This is a genomic window from Microvirga antarctica (assembly GCF_017921815.1).
Classification (GTDB): domain Bacteria; phylum Pseudomonadota; class Alphaproteobacteria; order Rhizobiales; family Beijerinckiaceae; genus Microvirga; species Microvirga antarctica.
Genome location: NZ_JAGEMM010000001.1, coordinates 727,648 through 744,709 on the forward strand (window position 1 = coordinate 727,648; position 17,062 = coordinate 744,709).

At 64.1% G+C, this 17,062-nt stretch carries 17 protein-coding genes; 12 read left to right on the top strand and 5 right to left on the bottom strand.

Annotated elements, in window-relative coordinates; genetic code table 11:
• Positions 1–51 precede the first annotated feature (51 nt).
• The gene (locus J4G32_RS03645) at positions 52–1,536 is read left to right on the top strand and encodes a SulP family inorganic anion transporter (RefSeq protein WP_210484559.1); all 1,485 of its coding nucleotides are present in this window, start codon (positions 52–54) and stop codon (positions 1,534–1,536) included.
• Positions 1,537–1,548: 12 nt separating this feature from the next.
• On the opposite strand, the gene J4G32_RS03650 is transcribed toward J4G32_RS03645, so the two are convergent.
• Positions 1,549–2,373 carry an FkbM family methyltransferase gene (locus tag J4G32_RS03650; RefSeq protein ID WP_210484560.1) on the bottom strand — a complete coding sequence of 275 codons (825 nt, stop codon included), beginning with the start codon at positions 2,371–2,373 and terminating at the stop codon, positions 1,549–1,551.
• A gap of 166 nt (positions 2,374–2,539) precedes the next feature.
• Between J4G32_RS03650 and map the strand changes: the two genes are divergently transcribed.
• Entirely contained in the window at positions 2,540–3,361 is an 822-nt protein-coding gene (gene map, locus J4G32_RS03655; RefSeq protein WP_210484561.1) for a type I methionyl aminopeptidase, read from the top strand.
• Entirely contained in the window at positions 3,358–4,047 is a 690-nt protein-coding gene (gene radC / locus J4G32_RS03660; protein WP_210484563.1) for a RadC family protein, read from the top strand. The genes map and radC overlap by 4 nt, the downstream gene beginning before the upstream one ends.
• 21 nt (positions 4,048–4,068) lie before the next feature.
• Here radC and J4G32_RS03665 read toward each other — a convergent pair whose 3' ends face one another.
• The 4 genes from J4G32_RS03665 to J4G32_RS03680 form a co-directional block, all read right to left on the bottom strand.
• Positions 4,069–4,560 carry a hypothetical protein gene (locus J4G32_RS03665; protein WP_210484565.1) on the bottom strand — a complete coding sequence of 164 codons (492 nt, stop codon included), beginning with the start codon at positions 4,558–4,560 and terminating at the stop codon, positions 4,069–4,071.
• Between the two features lie 174 nt (positions 4,561–4,734).
• Positions 4,735–6,213 (bottom strand): M10 family metallopeptidase C-terminal domain-containing protein, encoded by a 1,479-nt coding sequence (locus J4G32_RS03670; protein ID WP_210484567.1) that lies wholly within the window; start codon positions 6,211–6,213, stop codon positions 4,735–4,737.
• 150 nt (positions 6,214–6,363) lie between these two features.
• The gene (locus tag J4G32_RS03675) at positions 6,364–6,879 is read right to left on the bottom strand and encodes an exopolysaccharide biosynthesis protein (RefSeq protein ID WP_246504749.1); all 516 of its coding nucleotides are present in this window, start codon (positions 6,877–6,879) and stop codon (positions 6,364–6,366) included.
• 218 nt (positions 6,880–7,097) lie between these two features.
• A complete protein-coding gene (locus tag J4G32_RS03680; RefSeq protein WP_210484570.1) occupies positions 7,098–7,367 on the bottom strand; it encodes an usg protein in 270 nt (89 codons plus the stop codon).
• Between the two features lie 187 nt (positions 7,368–7,554).
• Between J4G32_RS03680 and J4G32_RS03685 the strand changes: the two genes are divergently transcribed.
• The 9 genes from J4G32_RS03685 (at position 7,555) to J4G32_RS03725 (ending at position 17,062) form a co-directional block, all read left to right on the top strand.
• Positions 7,555–9,018 carry a patatin-like phospholipase family protein gene (locus J4G32_RS03685; RefSeq protein ID WP_210484572.1) on the top strand — a complete coding sequence of 488 codons (1,464 nt, stop codon included), beginning with the start codon at positions 7,555–7,557 and terminating at the stop codon, positions 9,016–9,018.
• Positions 9,019–9,031: 13 nt separating this feature from the next.
• Positions 9,032–9,886 carry a methionyl-tRNA formyltransferase gene (locus tag J4G32_RS03690; protein WP_210484574.1) on the top strand — a complete coding sequence of 285 codons (855 nt, stop codon included), beginning with the start codon at positions 9,032–9,034 and terminating at the stop codon, positions 9,884–9,886.
• Positions 9,887–10,191: 305 nt separating this feature from the next.
• On the top strand, positions 10,192–11,112 hold the full coding sequence (locus J4G32_RS03695) for a branched-chain amino acid ABC transporter permease (protein ID WP_210484576.1): 921 nt from the start codon (positions 10,192–10,194) through the stop codon (positions 11,110–11,112).
• A 10-nt stretch (positions 11,113–11,122) separates the two neighbouring features.
• A complete protein-coding gene (gene livM, locus J4G32_RS03700; RefSeq protein WP_210484577.1) occupies positions 11,123–12,532 on the top strand; it encodes a high-affinity branched-chain amino acid ABC transporter permease LivM in 1,410 nt (469 codons plus the stop codon).
• A complete protein-coding gene (locus J4G32_RS03705; protein ID WP_210484579.1) occupies positions 12,532–13,374 on the top strand; it encodes an ABC transporter ATP-binding protein in 843 nt (280 codons plus the stop codon). Before livM ends, J4G32_RS03705 begins: the two co-directional genes overlap by 1 nt.
• Positions 13,371–14,144 (top strand): ABC transporter ATP-binding protein, encoded by a 774-nt coding sequence (locus tag J4G32_RS03710; RefSeq protein ID WP_246504750.1) that lies wholly within the window; start codon positions 13,371–13,373, stop codon positions 14,142–14,144. Before J4G32_RS03705 ends, J4G32_RS03710 begins: the two co-directional genes overlap by 4 nt.
• Positions 14,144–14,506, top strand: a complete 363-nt coding sequence (locus J4G32_RS03715; protein ID WP_210484580.1) for a DUF6867 family protein — start codon at positions 14,144–14,146, stop codon at positions 14,504–14,506. Before J4G32_RS03710 ends, J4G32_RS03715 begins: the two co-directional genes overlap by 1 nt.
• A 240-nt stretch (positions 14,507–14,746) precedes the next feature.
• Entirely contained in the window at positions 14,747–15,874 is a 1,128-nt protein-coding gene (locus tag J4G32_RS03720) for a branched-chain amino acid ABC transporter substrate-binding protein (protein WP_210484582.1), read from the top strand.
• A gap of 258 nt (positions 15,875–16,132) precedes the next feature.
• The gene (locus J4G32_RS03725; RefSeq protein ID WP_210484584.1) at positions 16,133–17,062 is read left to right on the top strand and encodes a sensor domain-containing diguanylate cyclase; all 930 of its coding nucleotides are present in this window, start codon (positions 16,133–16,135) and stop codon (positions 17,060–17,062) included.

The following is a 17,062-nucleotide window of genomic DNA, read 5'->3' on the forward strand; positions in this document are numbered from 1 at the left end:
AGCGTCCCCGCCACGGCCGAGGGCGCGCGTCTGTTGCGGAAATTTTCACTCATGAACCACCACTCCAAAGCTTATCGCGAATGGTTTTCGAACATTCGCGGCGATCTCCTGTCCGGCATCGTTGTCGCCCTGGCCCTGATCCCGGAAGCCATCGGGTTCTCGGTCATTGCCGGGGTCGACCCGAAAGTCGGCCTCTTTGCCTCCTTCGCCATCGCCTGCGTGTCCGCTTTCGCGGGCGGCCGGCCCGGCATGATCTCGGCCGCCACGGCAGCGACCGCGATCCTCATGGTCAGCCTCGTGCGCGATCACGGCCTGCCCTACCTGTTCGCCGCGACCATCCTCATGGGCATCCTTCAGATCGGGGCGGGCTTCCTCAGGCTCGGCCGGCTGATGCGGTTCGTCTCCCGTTCGGTCATCACCGGCTTCGTCAACGCGCTCGCCGTCCTGATCTTCATGGCGCAATTGCCCGAGTTGATCGGGGTTCCGATGGCGACCTATGCCATGATCGCGGGCGGGCTTGCCATCATCTACCTGTTTCCACTGGTGACGAAGGCAATCCCCTCGCCGCTCGTCGCCATCGCGGCTCTAACCGCCCTTGCGTGGTGGACGGGGATGGACCTGCGAACGGTCGGCGACCTCGGCGAGTTGCCGTCCAGCCTGCCCATGGTCGCCCTGCCGCAGGTGCCGTTCACCCTCGAGACGCTGCGGATCATCTTTCCCTATGCGGTCACGCTCGCGGCGGTCGGCCTGCTGGAATCGCTCCTGACGGCACAGATCGTCGACGATATGACGGACACCCCGAGCAACAAGAGCCGGGAATGCGTGGGACAGGGCGCCTCCAACATCGCCTCGGCCTTGATCGGCGGCATGGGCGGATGCGCCATGATCGGCCAGTCCGTCATCAACGTGACGTCGGGTGGACGCGGCCGCCTGTCCACCTTCGTGGCGGGGGCCTTCCTGCTGTTCCTGATCCTCGTCCTCGATGATCTCGTGCGGATCATCCCGATGGCGGCGCTTGTGGCCGTGATGATCATGGTGTCGATCGGGACGTTTTCCTGGCGGTCCGTTCTCGACCTGCGGCGCAATCCCGCAAGCTCGTCGGTCGTCATGCTGGCAACCGTGGTGACGGTCGTGGCGACCCACGATCTCGCCAAAGGCGTCCTTGTCGGGGTGTTGCTGTCCGGGGTGTTCTTCGCCGGCAAGGTTGCCCGCCTCGTCTCGGTCGGGAAGCGGCTTTCACCGGACGGGCGGGAACTGGTCTGCGAGGTTCGCGGCCAGATCTTCTTCGCCTCCGCCGAGGCCTTTCTCGCCGGGTTCGATTTCGAGATCCGGCCCGACCGGGTGGTCATCGATCTCACCCACGCGCATTTCTGGGATATTTCGGCGGTGGGCGCGCTCGACAAGGCTGTGTTGAAGTTCCGCCGCAACGGAGCCGTCGTTACCGTCATCGGGCTGAACGACGCCACCGCCACGATCATCGACCGGTTCGGCCGTCACGATAAGCCGGGCGCCGATGCATCCGCGCCCCTCCACTAAAGGCGGGGGTGTTCAGCCTCGTTCGTAGACGATGTTGAGCCGGGTGTGCAGGATCAGCCGGTAGCTCTTGCTTTCCAGAAGCTTGGGCAGGTCGATCTGCCACTGGTCGCGGCCGTTCTCGATGAAGAACAGCCGTGGATAGAGCGATTCCGGAGCATCGCGAAAAAACGGGTCGAGGATGAGGTCTTCGGCGCCCTCCACGTCGAGCTTGATGGCATCGACGCGGCTGAAATGCTCGCCGGTCAGCAGATCGAGCAGGGTGACGGCGGGGACGCGGATCGCGTCCGCCTCGCTCGGCCCCACGATCTTCACGCTCGACTCGCCCTTGTTGCGCGGGTCGAGAAACAGGGTGAGGTCGCCGGTCTTGTCAGCGACCGCGCAGGCGATGGCCTTGATGGTCCCGAACGGGTTCTGGCGGATGTTGTAGGTCAGGCGGTCGAAAATCTCGGGCTGCGGCTCCAGCGCCAGAATGCGCGCCGAAGGTCCGGCCTTGCCGGCGACGAAGAGGGCGTAACCGCCCACATTCGCGCCCACATCCACGAAGGTGAAATTCGGCGTGATCCGCGATTCGAGGAGGGCCAGTTCCTGCGGATCGAAGAATTGCGGCGTGAAGAGAATCCGCTTTTCACAGACATTGTTATAGGGATAAAGCCGCATTCGCGCGCCCAGGCTCTCGACATCGAGGGGCTTTCCCCGGAGAGACCACACGGCCAGTCGCCGCAGCATGAAGGCGATCCGGCGGGCGAACCAGCGATGTGAGAACCCCCGGGTGCGCTCAAGGGACCACTTGGCAAAGCCGGACGGCGTATAGGCCCCAAAGGGGCGTGGATCGTTCATGTTAGTAACCTGGAGCCGTTGAGGCTTGAAATGTGGGACGGTCATGACACTCCAGGGTCCCATTCGCAAGGTCGCGCGGCGGGGGGGTAACGGTGGGGCGGGCTGTCTCGCCGCTTGCGCGGCGCGCGCCAATCCCTACATTCGGGCATGACTTCAAGGGCTTCCGATGACTGAAACCGACACCGTGGGGCGCAAGCGCAGCTCCCAGATCCCCCTGCACGGACCCGAGGCCTTTGCGGCGATGCGGCGCGCCGGCCAGCTGACGGCCGAAGCCCTCGACATGCTCGTCGGCGAGGTCGCGCCCGGCGTCACCACGGACCATCTCGACAAGCTCGTCTTCGATTTCGCGCGCGATCACGGCGCCTACCCGGCGACGCTCCATTATCGCGGCTACACCAAATCCACCTGCACCTCGATCAACCACGTGGTCTGCCACGGCATCCCCAACGACAAGCCGCTGCGCGACGGCGACATCATGAATATCGACGTCACCCTGATCCTCGACGGGTGGTACGGGGATTCGAGCCGCATGTATTATGTGGGCGAGGTGCCCCGGCGCGCCCAGCGCCTGTGCGAGATCACGTACGAGTGCCTCATGCGCGGGATCGCGGCGATCAAGCCCGGCGCCTGGACGAACGATATCGGAGCCGCCATCCAGACCTTCGCGGAGGCGGAGCGGTGCTCGGTGGTGCGCGATTTCTGCGGCCACGGTCTCGGCCGCGTGTTCCACGATTCGCCGACGATCCTCCATTACGTCGAGCCGTCCTATAATATCGAGCTGAAGGCCGGCATGCTGTTTACTGTCGAGCCGATGATCAATCTCGGCCGGCCGCAGGTGAAGGTGCTGTCCGACGGGTGGACCGCCGTCACCCGGGACCGGTCCCTGTCGGCCCAGTTCGAACACACGGTCGGCGTCACCGAAACCGGCGTCGAGATTTTCACCCTGTCGCCGAAGGGGCTCGATCAGCCGCCTTATTCCGCCCCATGAGCGCGTCGGACGACACGCCGCATTACCACGGCCATCGCGACCGCCTGCGCGCGCGGTTCACCGAGGTCGGGGGCGATGGCCTGCCCGATTACGAGCTGCTCGAGCTGGTCCTGTTCCGGTCGATCCCGCGCCGGGACGTCAAGCCTTTGGCCAAGGAGCTGTTGAAGCGCTTCGGGACCTTCGCGGAGGTTCTGGCCGCACCGCCCAACCGGCTGGCCGAGATCGACGGACTCGGCGACAGCGCGATCGTCGACCTCAAGATCGTCGAGGCCTCGGCCCGCAGGCTCGCCAAGGGCGCGGTGGCCAAACGCACCGTCCTGTCATCCTGGGCCTCGGTCATCGATTACTGTCGCACCGCCATGGCGTTCATGGACAAGGAGCAGTTTCGCCTGCTCTTCCTCGACAAGCGCAATGCGCTCATCGCCGACGAGGTGCAGCAATCGGGCACGGTCGATCACACGCCGGTCTATCCGCGGGAAGTGGTCAAGCGGGCGCTCGAGCTTTCGGCCACGGCGTTGATTCTCGTCCATAACCATCCGAGCGGGGACCCGACCCCCTCGTCGGCGGATGTGAAGATGACCCGCGACATCATCGAGATCGCGGGTCCATTGGGCATTGCGGTTCACGACCACATCATCGTCGGCCGGGACGGCCATGCGAGCCTCAAAGGGCTGAAGCTCATTTGACGCCGGCGGCGCTGCCGGCCGTCAGCTCGCTTTCGCGACGGCCTCGGCGAGACGGCGCTGGAGGCCAGCCGCCACATCCGGGTCGTTGTTGAAATCCATCACCTCCTGGGTCGGCCCGCCCCGGTTGGTCACCAGCGAGGCATTGGCCGTCACCACGGTGCGGCCGTCCTTCTGGCTGAACAGATAGGTGACCCGGGCCCGTGCTGCCGGGTCCCAGCTCTTTCGCGTCATGATGTAGAGAAAATCGTTCGGCCGAGCATCGATCACCAGCATGGTGGGGGTCTGCGACAGAACCTGACCGCGATTGTTGATGGCCTGATAGACCAGGACTTCCTGGATGGTCGACACGGGGGCCGCCGTCACGACCGTCGCCTGATGGCCGGTCGTATCCACGGGCCCGACATCGGCCGTCTGGCAGCCTGCCAGCATGGCCACGACGGCGAGCGCAGCGCCGATCTTGACGGGGGAGCGTCGCAAACCGACGCGAGACAGGATCCTGGCAACCGGGTTCATAAAGTCCACGTCCTTCTGATGCTTCCGCTTCGTTAGGACTAGTCAGAGCCGGTCGGGTGCGTCAATGGCGAAGCTGTGGCTTTCGTGAGCGATTGACGGCGATGCAAGGCTCGTCGACCGGCTGTTGCGCCGGCGGGCGGACCAGCGGCGAAGTCCTGGCCCTGCGCATTTTGCTCACACCACGCGAAAATCGGACGCGGCCAGCTTCAGGTTCTTGGACAGGTTCGCCACTGCCACTTCAGCGTGTTTGCCCGTGCCGTCGTCGTCATAATACAGCACGCCATGAAATTTGTCGTAGATGATGTGGTCGTCCTTGTCCTTGGCTTTCAGCCCGACACAGAACATCTTCGGATTGACCTTGGCGGGGACATCGACCGAGCCCTTCCGGCCCAGTGTCTTGAACGCGATGTTGTCGAGCCAGATCACGTCGGCCTTGGGCTTCATATCGGTGATGCGGTCCGTGCCCGCCTTCGTGGCGCGAAGATTGAAGATGAAGGTGTCGTTGCCGGCGCCGCCTGTCAGGGTATCCCTGCCGTCTCCGGCGACCATCATATCGGCGCCACCGCCGCCACTGAGGTTGTTCGATGCCAGATTTCCGCCGAGTACATCGTTGCCCGCGCCCCCGATGGCGTTCTCGATCACGGCCCCGTTCGCAATCGTAAAGCCACCCGCGACACCGAACGGAGCCGACACGAAGCCGGCCGCATTAGGATCGGCGGGATCAAGGGTTGCCTCTCTGAGGTCGATGACGACCGCGCCCGTCTCGCCAGCGCCGTTGATCGTGTCGATCCCGCCCGCATCCCAGATGCAGGACCATCCAGTCCCCGCCGCATTCGTGGTCGGCAGGGTGTAGACGTCGTCGCCCAGCGCGTTGCCATAATTGGCCCCATAGAGAACCTGCAACGCCTTGATATCCAGCGCGCCGAGGGCACTCTGGGCTCCAAATTCCTTATCGTGGGGCGCGGAGTCTAAACCGGCATTGTAGGACATGACGGTCCAGATTCCCTGGTTCAGCCCCAGAATACCCCGGTCGTCCGATTGAGCCACACCCGGGAACGTCGTCGCGTCGGCCTGGCTGCCGCCGTCATGCGGATGCGCCAGGCCGAGGGAATGACCGATCTCGTGCACCACGGTGTTGCGGCCATCGCCGCCAGGCGAAAGCGACTGCCAGCCATCGGCCGCACCATTGAAATAGCCCCAGAGCTGATTTGGCAGCACGGACTTTCCGTCCGAACCGACGATCATGGCGCCGACCGGTTCGTGGACGCCGAGGACGACGGAATCCTCGCTGCCGAGAAAACCAAGATCGGCCTTCCACAAGGCAATGTCCGCGTGGGCCAGGTCACTGAAGTCGAACTTCAGACCGCAGACCGACGCATACTTGCTGTAGGTATCGACGAAGGCCCCGACTTCCCTGGCGTTCCAGGACATGAGCTGATCCCCGGACTGATCCTCGAGCCGTCCGTGCGTGCCATTGTGGAAGTCGCTGGCGTTGATGGCCTCATCGGAGAGGTCGCCGTTCTTGTCGAAAGGAGCGACGAAATGGACCTTGATGGGCCCGGCCGTCTCGTCCCAGACGCGACCGCCCCAGATCAGGGAATCGATATACGGGTTGCCGTAGCCGGAGCCCGCAACCGTCTTGAACCGCGCCATTGTTGCCCCCGGAAGTTGTCGATTGCCTGGACCGTAGGGGACTGACGAACAGCAAGGAGGTGTGATAGCGCACACGGTATCGCAATGTTATCCTAAAACGATCAATCCGCTCTCGGGGGCCGTGAAATGCGTGAATTGGGCGGGATCGCGCTAGAACAGCGTCTCGAGGCCCGAAAAGACCGCGTAGACGAACCCTAAGCTAAGCGTCAGCCCGACGGAGCCGACGATCAATCCCCCGGCCACCACCAGCCCGTCGCGCTCCACCAGCCCCAGGCCGACGAGACAAACCGCGATGCCGAGCGGGATCTGGCCGACGAAGGGCGGCGCGAAGAGCAGCCCGAGGGCCAGGATGAGGATGACGACTCCCATCAGGCGCGAGGCGATGGGATTGTCGAGGAAGGTCATGCGCGGCCGGGAAAACCGCTCCAGGCGGCGGAAGGCCGGCATCGCGCGGGCGACGGCGCGTTCCACGTCGACACTGGCAATCGACCGACGCAGCAGCACGTCCGGCAGCCACGGGGTCGCGCGCCCGACGATGATCTGCACGGCGACGAGCGCCAGGAGCAACCCGCAGATCAGCGGGATCGGCGGGGGCATCGGCAGGCAATTGGGCAGGCCCAGCAGAACGATGAGAACCGCAAAGGCACGGTCCTGCAGAACGGCCATGATGTCACGGACGGTCAGGCGCTCGCCCGGCTGCGATGCGAGAGCAGTCAGGATTTGAGAAGTGCGTGCTGCAGATAACAAGGAGGCCCGGCAAGTTCGAGGACGCTCAACGAGACGGTTCTCTACCCGAGTTGAGGCGGCGGGCCAAGTGCGCGTTTCCGGCCGGAGCGCGATCGTCGATCGACGTCCGAGGCGATCGGCGATCGCGCTCCCGCCGATCAGTGCAAGGTGATCTCGCCGTTGACCGTGCGGATCTCCGCCGGCCGGATCAGATGCCCGTGGCAGACCTGAACGGAATGGAGCGGGCCAGCCAGTTCCCGCTGCCAGAAATCCAGGAAGTCTCGCAAGACCGGGAAGCGCGGCGCAACGTCGTAGTCCTGCCAGATATAGGTCTGCAGGATCGCCTGATGGTCGGGCAGGCGATAAAGAATGTTCGCCGTCGTCAGGCCATAGCCCTCAAGCTGGCGGATGAAGTCACGGGATACCATGGGGACCTCCTTCACGCGGCGATGGAGCCCATCGCCAGGACACCGCATCGACAAAAAGAGCGTCTTCACCACGTTCAACGCTTTCGCTGTCGGAACGGAACTTCGTGGTCCAGTGTCGCCCCGCTGCACTTGAGACTTCGTAAACGTCAGCGTATTCCACTACGGCAACGGCGGACGGGGTGGCAGAATGGGCGTTTTTCGACAGCGGTCGATCCTGCGGTTCTTGGCCGCCGCGGCTGCCCTTGCTGTGTCCGCTTGCGGCAGCTCCGTCCTCAATGGACCGATCAACGAACCCATCCTCAGTGTCGCAGACCAGGGTGGCTGGCCGTTGGGACCCGACCAGTTCGGATCGACGGTGATCGGCGTCTCCCTGTCGGGCGGAGGCATGCGCGCCTCGGCGTTCTCCTACGGGGTGCTGGCCGAGCTCGACCGCTACGAACTCCAGACCGACAAAGGCCCACGACGGCTGACCGAGATGGTCGACCTGATCTCGGGCGTCTCCGGCGGCTCGGTCACGGCCGCCTATTTCGGCCTGAAGGGCCGCGAGGGCCTGCCGGAGTTCCGATCCCGCTTCCTCGATCGTGACGCCGAGCAAGGGTTCGACACCAATATCGGCATTGCCAGCATGGTGCGCATCCTCAAGGACGGCGGCGCCAACGACCGCTCGAAATTCCCGCGCTGGCTCGACGAGAATGTGTTCGACGGCGCCACCTACGCCAACCTGTTCGCGCGCAAGCGGCCGCTGGTCTGGATTTCGGCATCGGACATCTATTCCCGCGTGCCCTTCGTCTTCGAGCCGATCACCTTCAATATCCTGTGCAGCGACCTCAGCAAGGTGAGGCTGTCCGAGGCGGTCGCGGCCTCCGCTGCTGTCCCGGGGGTCTTCATCCCGATGAACGTCGAGAATTTCGGTGCCACCTGCGGCGGCCATGTCCCGCAATTCATGCAGCGCGGCGCGGTCTCGGAGACTGCCCCCGCAACCCTGCAGGCCAGCGGCGCTGCCATGATGCGCTACCGGGCCAACCCCGCCCAGTACCGGTACGTGAAGCTCCTCGATGGCGGCCTGACCGACAATTTCGGCGTCACCTCGCTGGCGCTCCAGCGCGGCAGCCGCGATCGGCCCTACATGCCGATGACCGCCGAACAGGCGGTGCGGGTCACCCGGTTCCTCTACATGGTGGTGGACGCCGGCCGCGGCCCTGCCGGCGATTGGCAGCGCAGCCTCGAGTCGCCCGGCGGAATCGACATCGCCAGCATCGTCACCGACGTCGCCATCGATTCCGGCGTCTACCGCGGCTACGACTACTTCTCGGCCATCATGAAGGAATGGCAGGCCGACATGCGGCGCTGGCGCTGCTCGCTCTCCAGCGACGAAGTGCTGAAGCTGCGCGGCACGTTGAGCGGCTGGCGGTGCGCCGACGTGACATTCACGGTCGGACGGGTGACCTTCGCGGATGCCGGGCCGGAATGGAAGGCCCGGCTCGATGCGGTCCCGACCCGCTTCACCCTCGATCCTGCGACCATCGACCTTCTCGTGGCCGGCGGCGGGGAAGCGTTGCGCAACAACACCGTGTTCCGCAGCTTCATGGGGCGCACGCCCCGAAAGAACCTCACCGCGTCGATCGAGACCGCGCCCGTCTCGCGACAGTGACGGGGCGGACCGGATGCGGTTTGCCTTCGCGGGGATCGACTTTCTCGGAGACGTCTTCGAGACGTTGATCGAGTCCGGCTGGACGCCCGTGAAGCTTTTCAGCCGGCCCTGCGATCGCGTCTACGATTTCAACGACACCACCGTGGCCCGCGCCCGGGCCCTGAGAATTCCGGTTCAGACCGTGCGCATCCAGCCGGCTGATCTGGCCGGACTGAGCGCGTTGCGGTGCGAGGCCCTGATCGTCGCCGGCTATCCCTGGCTGATCAAGGGGTGGGAGACGCACCTCCCCTACGCGGTGAATTTCCACCCCTCTCCCTTGCCTGAAGCCCGGGGGCCGTATCCGCTGTTCCAGGCGGTTCTCGATCAGGTGCCCGAATGGGGCATGACGGCCCATGTCATGGAGCCCGCCTTCGACACCGGCGCGATCATCGCCCAGCGCCTGTTTCCAACCGGGTCAGACGAAACCCACGATCAGCTACTCGCCAAATGCCAGCTCGCCGCAAAGGACATCGCACGCGCGCTGGCAACCGACCTGCCCGCCCTTTGGAAGGCGGCGTCTCCGCAAGGAGCGGGAAGCTACTGGCCCCGGATGAGCGCCGCCCAGCGCACCATCGACTGGACCGGCAGCGTCGACGAGATCCTGCGCACGGTACGCGCCTTCGGCACCATCGAGAGTTTCGCCACCGTCAATTCCCGGCTCCTGCATGTCTGGGCCGCCTCCGGCTGGACCCAGCCTCATAGCGAGAAGCCCGGCCAACTCGTGCACCGGCACCGTCGCCATCTGGTGGTCGCGGCTCGGGACGGGTTCGTCCAGCTGACCGGCTGGAGCCCCTATCCGCCGGGCGCGGGACGCGAGGCCGCCCGATAGGCGGCCTCCGGCCAGGATCGCTGGATCGCTGTCCACAGCAACTGTGCTACATCCGAAATCTGCGCGATCAACCCGAAGAGCGACGCCAAAGGAAGGCGAGGACACGGGATGGCGCATCCGCGTGCGGTTTGGCGCGCCGGCGGCTTCCATAACGTCAATGAATAGGCTTCCTAACAGAATGTTGTAGAATGAAATTCGGTTTGATACAGACCCCCCGCCTTAGGTCCGGCTTGGCCTTCCCGAGGCGTCGTGCTTTGCTGTGACGTTCCCAACAACGACCCCATCCAGAGGGGCAAGGGCAGGATATGGAAATTTTCGTCCAGCAGCTCATCAATGGGCTGACCCTGGGGTCGATCTACGGCCTCATCGCAATCGGTTACACGATGGTGTTCGGGATCATCGGCATGGTCAACTTCGCCCATGGCGACGTGTTCATGCTCTCGGCCTTCATCGCGCTGATCTTCTTCCTCATTCTCACCACCTGGCTCGGCATGTCGTCGATCGTGCTGGCCCTGGTCATCGTGATGGTCATCGCCATGGTGCTGACCTCGCTTTGGGGCTGGGCGATCGAGCGGGTCGCCTACCGCCCCTTGCGCGGATCGTTCCGCCTCGCGCCTTTGATCTCGGCGATCGGCGTGTCGATCTTCCTGTCGAACTTCGTGCAGGTCGCGCAGGGCGCCCGTAACAAGCCCACCCCCCCGATGATGCGGGATGTGATCGTGCTGTTCCAGGGCGAGAGCGGCTACAACGTCGTGCTCTCCTACAAGCAGATCGTCATCATGGCGACGACCGCGGTGCTGCTCGCGATCTTCTGGTACCTCGTCCAGAAGACCTCGCTGGGACGCGCACAGCGCGCCTGCGAGCAGGATCGCAAGATGGCGGCCCTCCTGGGCATCGACGTCGACCGCACCATCTCGCTGACCTTCGTCATCGGCGCGGCCTTGGCCGCCGTCGCCGGCACCATGTACCTGCTCTATTACGGCGTCGTGAGCTTCAATGACGGCTTCGTTCCGGGCGTGAAGGCCTTCACGGCCGCGGTCCTCGGCGGGATCGGCTCGCTGCCCGGCGCCGTGTTGGGCGGGCTGATCATCGGCCTGATCGAGACCTTCTGGTCGGCCTATTTCTCCATCGAGTACAAGGACGTGGCCGCGTTCTCGATCCTTGCCATCGTGCTGATCTTCATGCCGTCGGGAATTCTCGGCCGGCCCGAAGTCGAAAAAGTTTAGGGGCCGCGCCATGACAGCTCCCTCCACGATTGCGGCGGACGATGGGTCGGCCCCCGTCCGTTTCGACCTCGTCGCCGCCCTCAAGGATTCCCTGAAGGCCGGTGCCATCGCGTTCGGGCTCTCCATCCCGATCCTCGCCTTCAAGACCGAGCAGAGCGGCGGCGACATTTTCCTGCGCCCGCGCTGGGGCCTGGTGGCGGTGTTTGTCGCCATCATCTTCGGCGTCCGCCTGCTGCAGCACGCCTTCCACGCCACGAAGGCCTACCGGCTGGCAACGCCGGATGCGCATCAGGCGACCGAGTTCGTGCACGCCGAACCGAGCGCCTTCCAGAAGGTGTCCCGCTTCGGCATCCCGTTCTTCCTGGGCATCGCCATCAGCTTTCCGTTCCTGATCTATCTGATCCAGGGTGGCCTCGACCAATCGCGCTACTGGGTCGATCTCGGCATCCTGATCCTGACCTATGTCATGCTCGGCTGGGGGCTGAACATCGTGGTCGGCCTCGCGGGCCTGCTCGATCTCGGTTACGTCGCGTTCTACGCGGTGGGCGCCTATTCGTACGCGCTGCTGTCGACGACCTTCGGCCTGTCCTTCTGGGTCTGCCTGCCGCTCGCCGGCATTCTCGCGGCGTTCTGGGGCATCATCCTCGGCTTCCCGGTGCTGCGCCTGCGCGGCGATTATCTCGCCATCGTGACGCTGGCCTTCGGTGAGATCGTCCGCCTCGTGCTGATCAACTGGACCGACCTGACCAATGGCGGCGCGGGCATCTCGTCGATCCCGCGCGCGACCTTCTTCGGCCTGCCCTTTTCGTCCGGCGAAGACGGCTTCGCGGCGTTCTTCGGCATCGAGTATCACGGCATGCAGAGGATGATCTTCCTCTACTATCTCATCCTCGCCCTCGCTCTGCTCACCAACTTCGTCACCATGCGCCTGCGCAAGCTGCCGGTCGGGCGAGCCTGGGAGGCCTTGCGGGAGGACGAGATCGCCTGCCGGTCGCTGGGCATCAACACCACCAACACCAAGCTGACGGCCTTTGCCATCGGGGCAATGTTCGGCGGCTTTGCCGGCTCGTTCTTCGCGGTGCGGCAGGGTTTCGTATCGCCGGAAAGCTTCAACTTCCTCGAATCCGCGATCATCCTCGCCATCGTCGTGCTCGGCGGCATGGGCTCGCAGATCGGTGTCGCCATCGGTGCCGTGGTGCTGGTGGGCGGCCCTGAAATCCTGCGCAATCTCGGCTTCCTGTCGGCGGTGTTCGGCGAGAGCTTCGATCCCAACGAATATCGCCTGCTGCTCTTCGGCATGGGCATGGTGGCCATGATGGTGTGGCGTCCGCGCGGGCTGATCTCGGAGCGGCAGCCCTCGGTCTTTCTCAAGGAGAGCAAGGCGATTTCCAGCTCCCACGTCAAAGAAGGTCACGGCTGATGCGCTGGCTCAAGGATCCCATTCTCGACGTGCAGCACCTGACCATGCGCTTCGGCGGTCTGGTGGCCATCAACGACCTCAGCTTCATGGCGGGGCGCGGCGACATCACCGCCCTCATCGGCCCCAACGGGGCCGGCAAGACGACGGTGTTCAACTGCATCACCGGTTTCTACAAGCCGACCGAAGGCATGATCGCCCTGCGCAAGCCGGACGGCTCCCACATGCTGCTCGAACGCCTGCCCGGCTTCAGCATCAACTGGAAGGCAAAGGTCGCGCGGACCTTCCAGAATATCCGCCTGTTTTCGGGCATGACGGTTCTCGAAAACCTGCTGGTGGCGCAGCACAATTCGCTGATGATCGCCTCAGGTTTCACGTTCCTCGGCGTGCTCGGCATCGGCGGCTATCGCAAGGCCGAGAGGGAGGCGATCGAGCGGGCCACCTACTGGCTCGAGAAGATCGACCTGATCGACCGCGCCGACGACCCGGCGGGCGACCTGCCCTATGGGGCGCAGCGGCGGCTCGAGATCGCCCGCGCCATGTGCACCGACCCGCTGCTGCTGTGTCTCGACGAGCCGGCGGCCGGCCTCAACCCACGTGAATCGCTGCTGCTGAACGAGTTGCTTCTGTCGATCCGCAAGGACCACGGCACATCGATCCTGCTCATCGAGCACGACATGTCCGTGGTGATGGAAATCTCGGACCACGTGGTGGTGCTGGATTACGGCACCAAGATTTCGGACGGCACCCCGTCCGAAATCAGAAACGATCCCCGCGTCATCGCCGCCTATCTGGGCGTGGCCGACGAAGAGATCGAACAGGTCGAAGCGGAGATCGGCGCATGAGCATGGCTGGACCAACACCCGCCGGGACGACACTGTCGGATCCGGCCCGCAAGCCGCTTCTCAGCGTGCGCGGGGTCAAGACCTATTACGGCAACATCATCGCGCTGAAGGGCGTGGACATGGATGTCCACGAGGGCGAGATCGTCACTCTCATCGGCGCCAACGGGGCGGGGAAATCCACCCTGATGATGACCATCTTCGGCAACCCGCGGGCGCGCGAGGGCACGATCACCTATGCGGGCCGGGACATCACCCAGCTGCCGACCCACCAGATCGCCCAGCTCTCCATCGCGCAATCGCCGGAGGGGCGGCGCATCTTCGGCCGCATGTCGGTGTTCGAGAACCTGCAGATGGGCGCCTCCATCAACAAGATGGCGCATTTCGACCAGGACCTCGAACGGGTCTGCACCCTGTTCCCGCGCCTGAAGGAGCGGCTGCAGCAGCGCGGCGGCACCCTGTCGGGCGGCGAGCAGCAGATGCTCGCCATCGCCCGCGCCCTCATGAGCCGGCCGAAATTGCTGCTGCTCGATGAGCCATCGCTCGGCCTCGCGCCGCTGATCGTCAAGCAGATCTTCGCGATCATCAAGGAGCTCAACGAGCAGGACGGCATGACCATCTTCCTCGTCGAGCAGAACGCCTATCACGCCCTGCGTCTGGCCCATCGCGGCTACGTCATGGTGACCGGCAACATCACCATGAGCGGCACCGGCCGGGAATTGCTGGAGAACCCGCAGGTCCGCGCCGCCTATCTCGAAGGAGGGCATCACTGATGCAAGGGATCCTTTATGAGGAGCCGTCGATCTGGCTCTTCCTGCTCGTGACCGTCATCATGGGCGGGTGGGCTGCCTGGATGACGGGCCGCGCGATCGCCATCACCTGGCGACCGTTCTGGAACCTGCTGTTGTACCTGCTGATCCTCGCGGCCTTCGTGCGGTTCATCCATTTCGCGCTGTTCCGCGGAACGCTGATCTCGGTGCATTTCTACGCCATCGACGCCATCGTGCTGCTGATCATCGGAAGCCTCGGCTACCAGTATTACCGCGCCCGGCTGATGACGTCGCAATATCGCTGGCTGTACGAGCGCACGGGTCCGTTCAGCTGGCGCGAGAGGACGCCTCATCCAAACGGCTAAGGTGCCCAAACGGCAGCGTTCGGCACCGCATTGGCCCTTGGAATTTTAAATATCCTTTTCAATGACTTGAAGGGCTTTCGACACCCTTGGAAATGGCCCCGACAGGACCCCGAGACACCCTAAATTCCGGCGTGACTTCCGCTCAAAAAGAGTCATGATGTCACCCGGACGGCAGGCCCTGCGGCCTGCCGCACCTTTCCCCCTGGAGGGGGCTTACAAGAACACCCAGAGGAGTACCTCATGAAAAAAATGCTGTTGACCGGCGTTGCGCTCGGTCTTGGTCTCGCCTTTTCGGGCGCGGCCAACGCGCAGATCAAGATCGGCGTCGCCGGCCCCATCACGGGCCCCAACGCCGCGTTCGGCGCGCAGCTGAAGAACGGCGTGGAACAGGCTGTCGAGGACATCAATGCCGCAGGCGGCGTCAATGGCCAGAAGCTTGTGGTGGTCGTCGGCGACGACGTGTCCGATCCCAAGCAGGGTGTGTCGGTGGCCAACAAGTTTGCGGCCGAAGGCGTGAAGATGGTCGTTGGCCACTTCAACTCCGGCGTCTCGATCCCGGCCTCGCAGGTCTACGAAGAGGCCGGCATCGTTCAGGTGACGCCCGCATCGACAAACCCGCAATTCACCGAGCGCAAGATGTGGAACACCTTCCGCACCTGCGGCCGCGACGATCAGCAGGGCCTCGTGGCCGGCAGCTACCTCGCCGACAAGTTCAAGGGCAAGAAGGTCGCGGTCGTTCACGACAAGACCCCCTACGGCAAGGGCCTCGCCGACGAGACCATGAAGGCCATGACGGCCAAGGGCCTCAAGGAAGTCGTCTACGAGGGTGTGAACCCGGGCGAGAAGGATTATTCGGCGCTCGTGTCCAAGCTGAAGCAGGCTGGCGTCGACGTCGTCTATTTCGGCGGCCTTCACACGGAAGCCGGCCTCATCATCCGCCAGATGCGCGATCAGGGCCTCAATGCCCCGCTCATGTCGGGTGACGGCATCGTGTCGGCCGAGTTCGTCTCGATTGCCGGCCCCGGCGCCGATGGCACCCTGATGACCTTCGCGCCCGATCCGCGCAAGAACCCGAACGCCAAGGACGCGGTCGCCAAGTTCAAGGCCAAGAACTACGATCCCGAGGCCTACACCCTCTACAGCTATGCGGCGACGCAGATCCTGGCCGAAGCCGCCAAGCAGGCAGGCGGTCCGGACGGCAAGAAGATGGCGGCGATCATGAGCGCCGGCAAGCCGTTCAAGACCGTCATCGGCGACATCTCCTACGACAAGAAGGGCGATATCACCCGTCCGGACTACATCATGTATGTCTGGAAGAAGGGCGCCGACGGCAAGATCGATTACTCGGGCAACGAAATCGGCATGTAATCGCCGACATTCTGAGCTTCTCTCGATCGAAGGCCCGTCCTGGAAACAGGGCGGGCCTTTTTTCGTGTCGGCGACAGTCGGCGTGAAGGCCCGAACTCGGCTGGAACAGAGCGCAGCCTGCAGCATTGAGCACTCGGCCAGACTGTCTGGTTTTCGACATCGTCAGTTCACGGTCGGTCTTCCAGCTTATAATCCTAGAATTGCCACTTTTGTCCGCTTATCGCGGGCGTGCGGTCTTCCTTGCAAATGGTTCCCACGATGAATGGTCAGTCGACCCAGAGCGAGCAGCCTCACATGGGCATCTACAGCGCCCTGAACCGGCTGCCCTGGCCGCGAAGCTATATCGGCCGCATCCTTCTCGTCTGTTTCGTCGGAACGCACATTCCCCTTCTGGCCCTCAGCGTTTTCATGATTGCGCGGAGCGCCGCAACCGGTGCGGTGTTCTGGGGGGAGTTTGTCGTCCTGCTCGCCGCGACTTTCGTTGCGGCAGGCGCCACGCTCGTGACCGTTTGGGGCATGATGGCGCCGATCCTGGCTGCCTCGCGTGCACTTGAAGCCTACCGTGACAACCGCACCCTGCCGTCTCTTCCGCGCCATTACACCGACGAGGCGGGAAAGATGCTGATCGAGGTTCAGGAGACCTTGGAGGAGCTCAATACGGCCATCCACAATCTCGCGCGGGCAGCCGACACCGATGCGCTGACATCGATCGGCAATCGCCGCTGGCTCGTCACCCGCGCGGCCGAGCAGGTGGCGCGATCGCGCAAGGGCAAAGCGCCGTTCTCCCTGATCCTCTTCGACCTCGATCGTTTCAAGGCGATCAACGATCGCCATGGGCATGCGACCGGCGATTCGGTGCTGATCGGCGTATCCCGATACATCAAGGCGAGCATCGCCCCGACAGCGCTTTTTGCGCGGACCGGCGGCGAGGAATTCTGCATCATCCTGCCGGCCACGTCTCTCGCACACGCCACACAGGTCGCGCAGGAGCTGCAGGCCGGCGTCGAGGCCAAGGCTTTCGCATCGCTTCCCGTCGGTCGCGTGACGGCGAGCTTCGGCGTTGCATCGCACGAACCGGTGGATACGGATTTTGCCGCCACCATGGCGCGCGCCGACGAGATGCTCTATCGCGCCAAGGGCGCTGGCCGAAACCGGGTCGTCTCCACGGAAGAAGCGGAAATCGCGTAA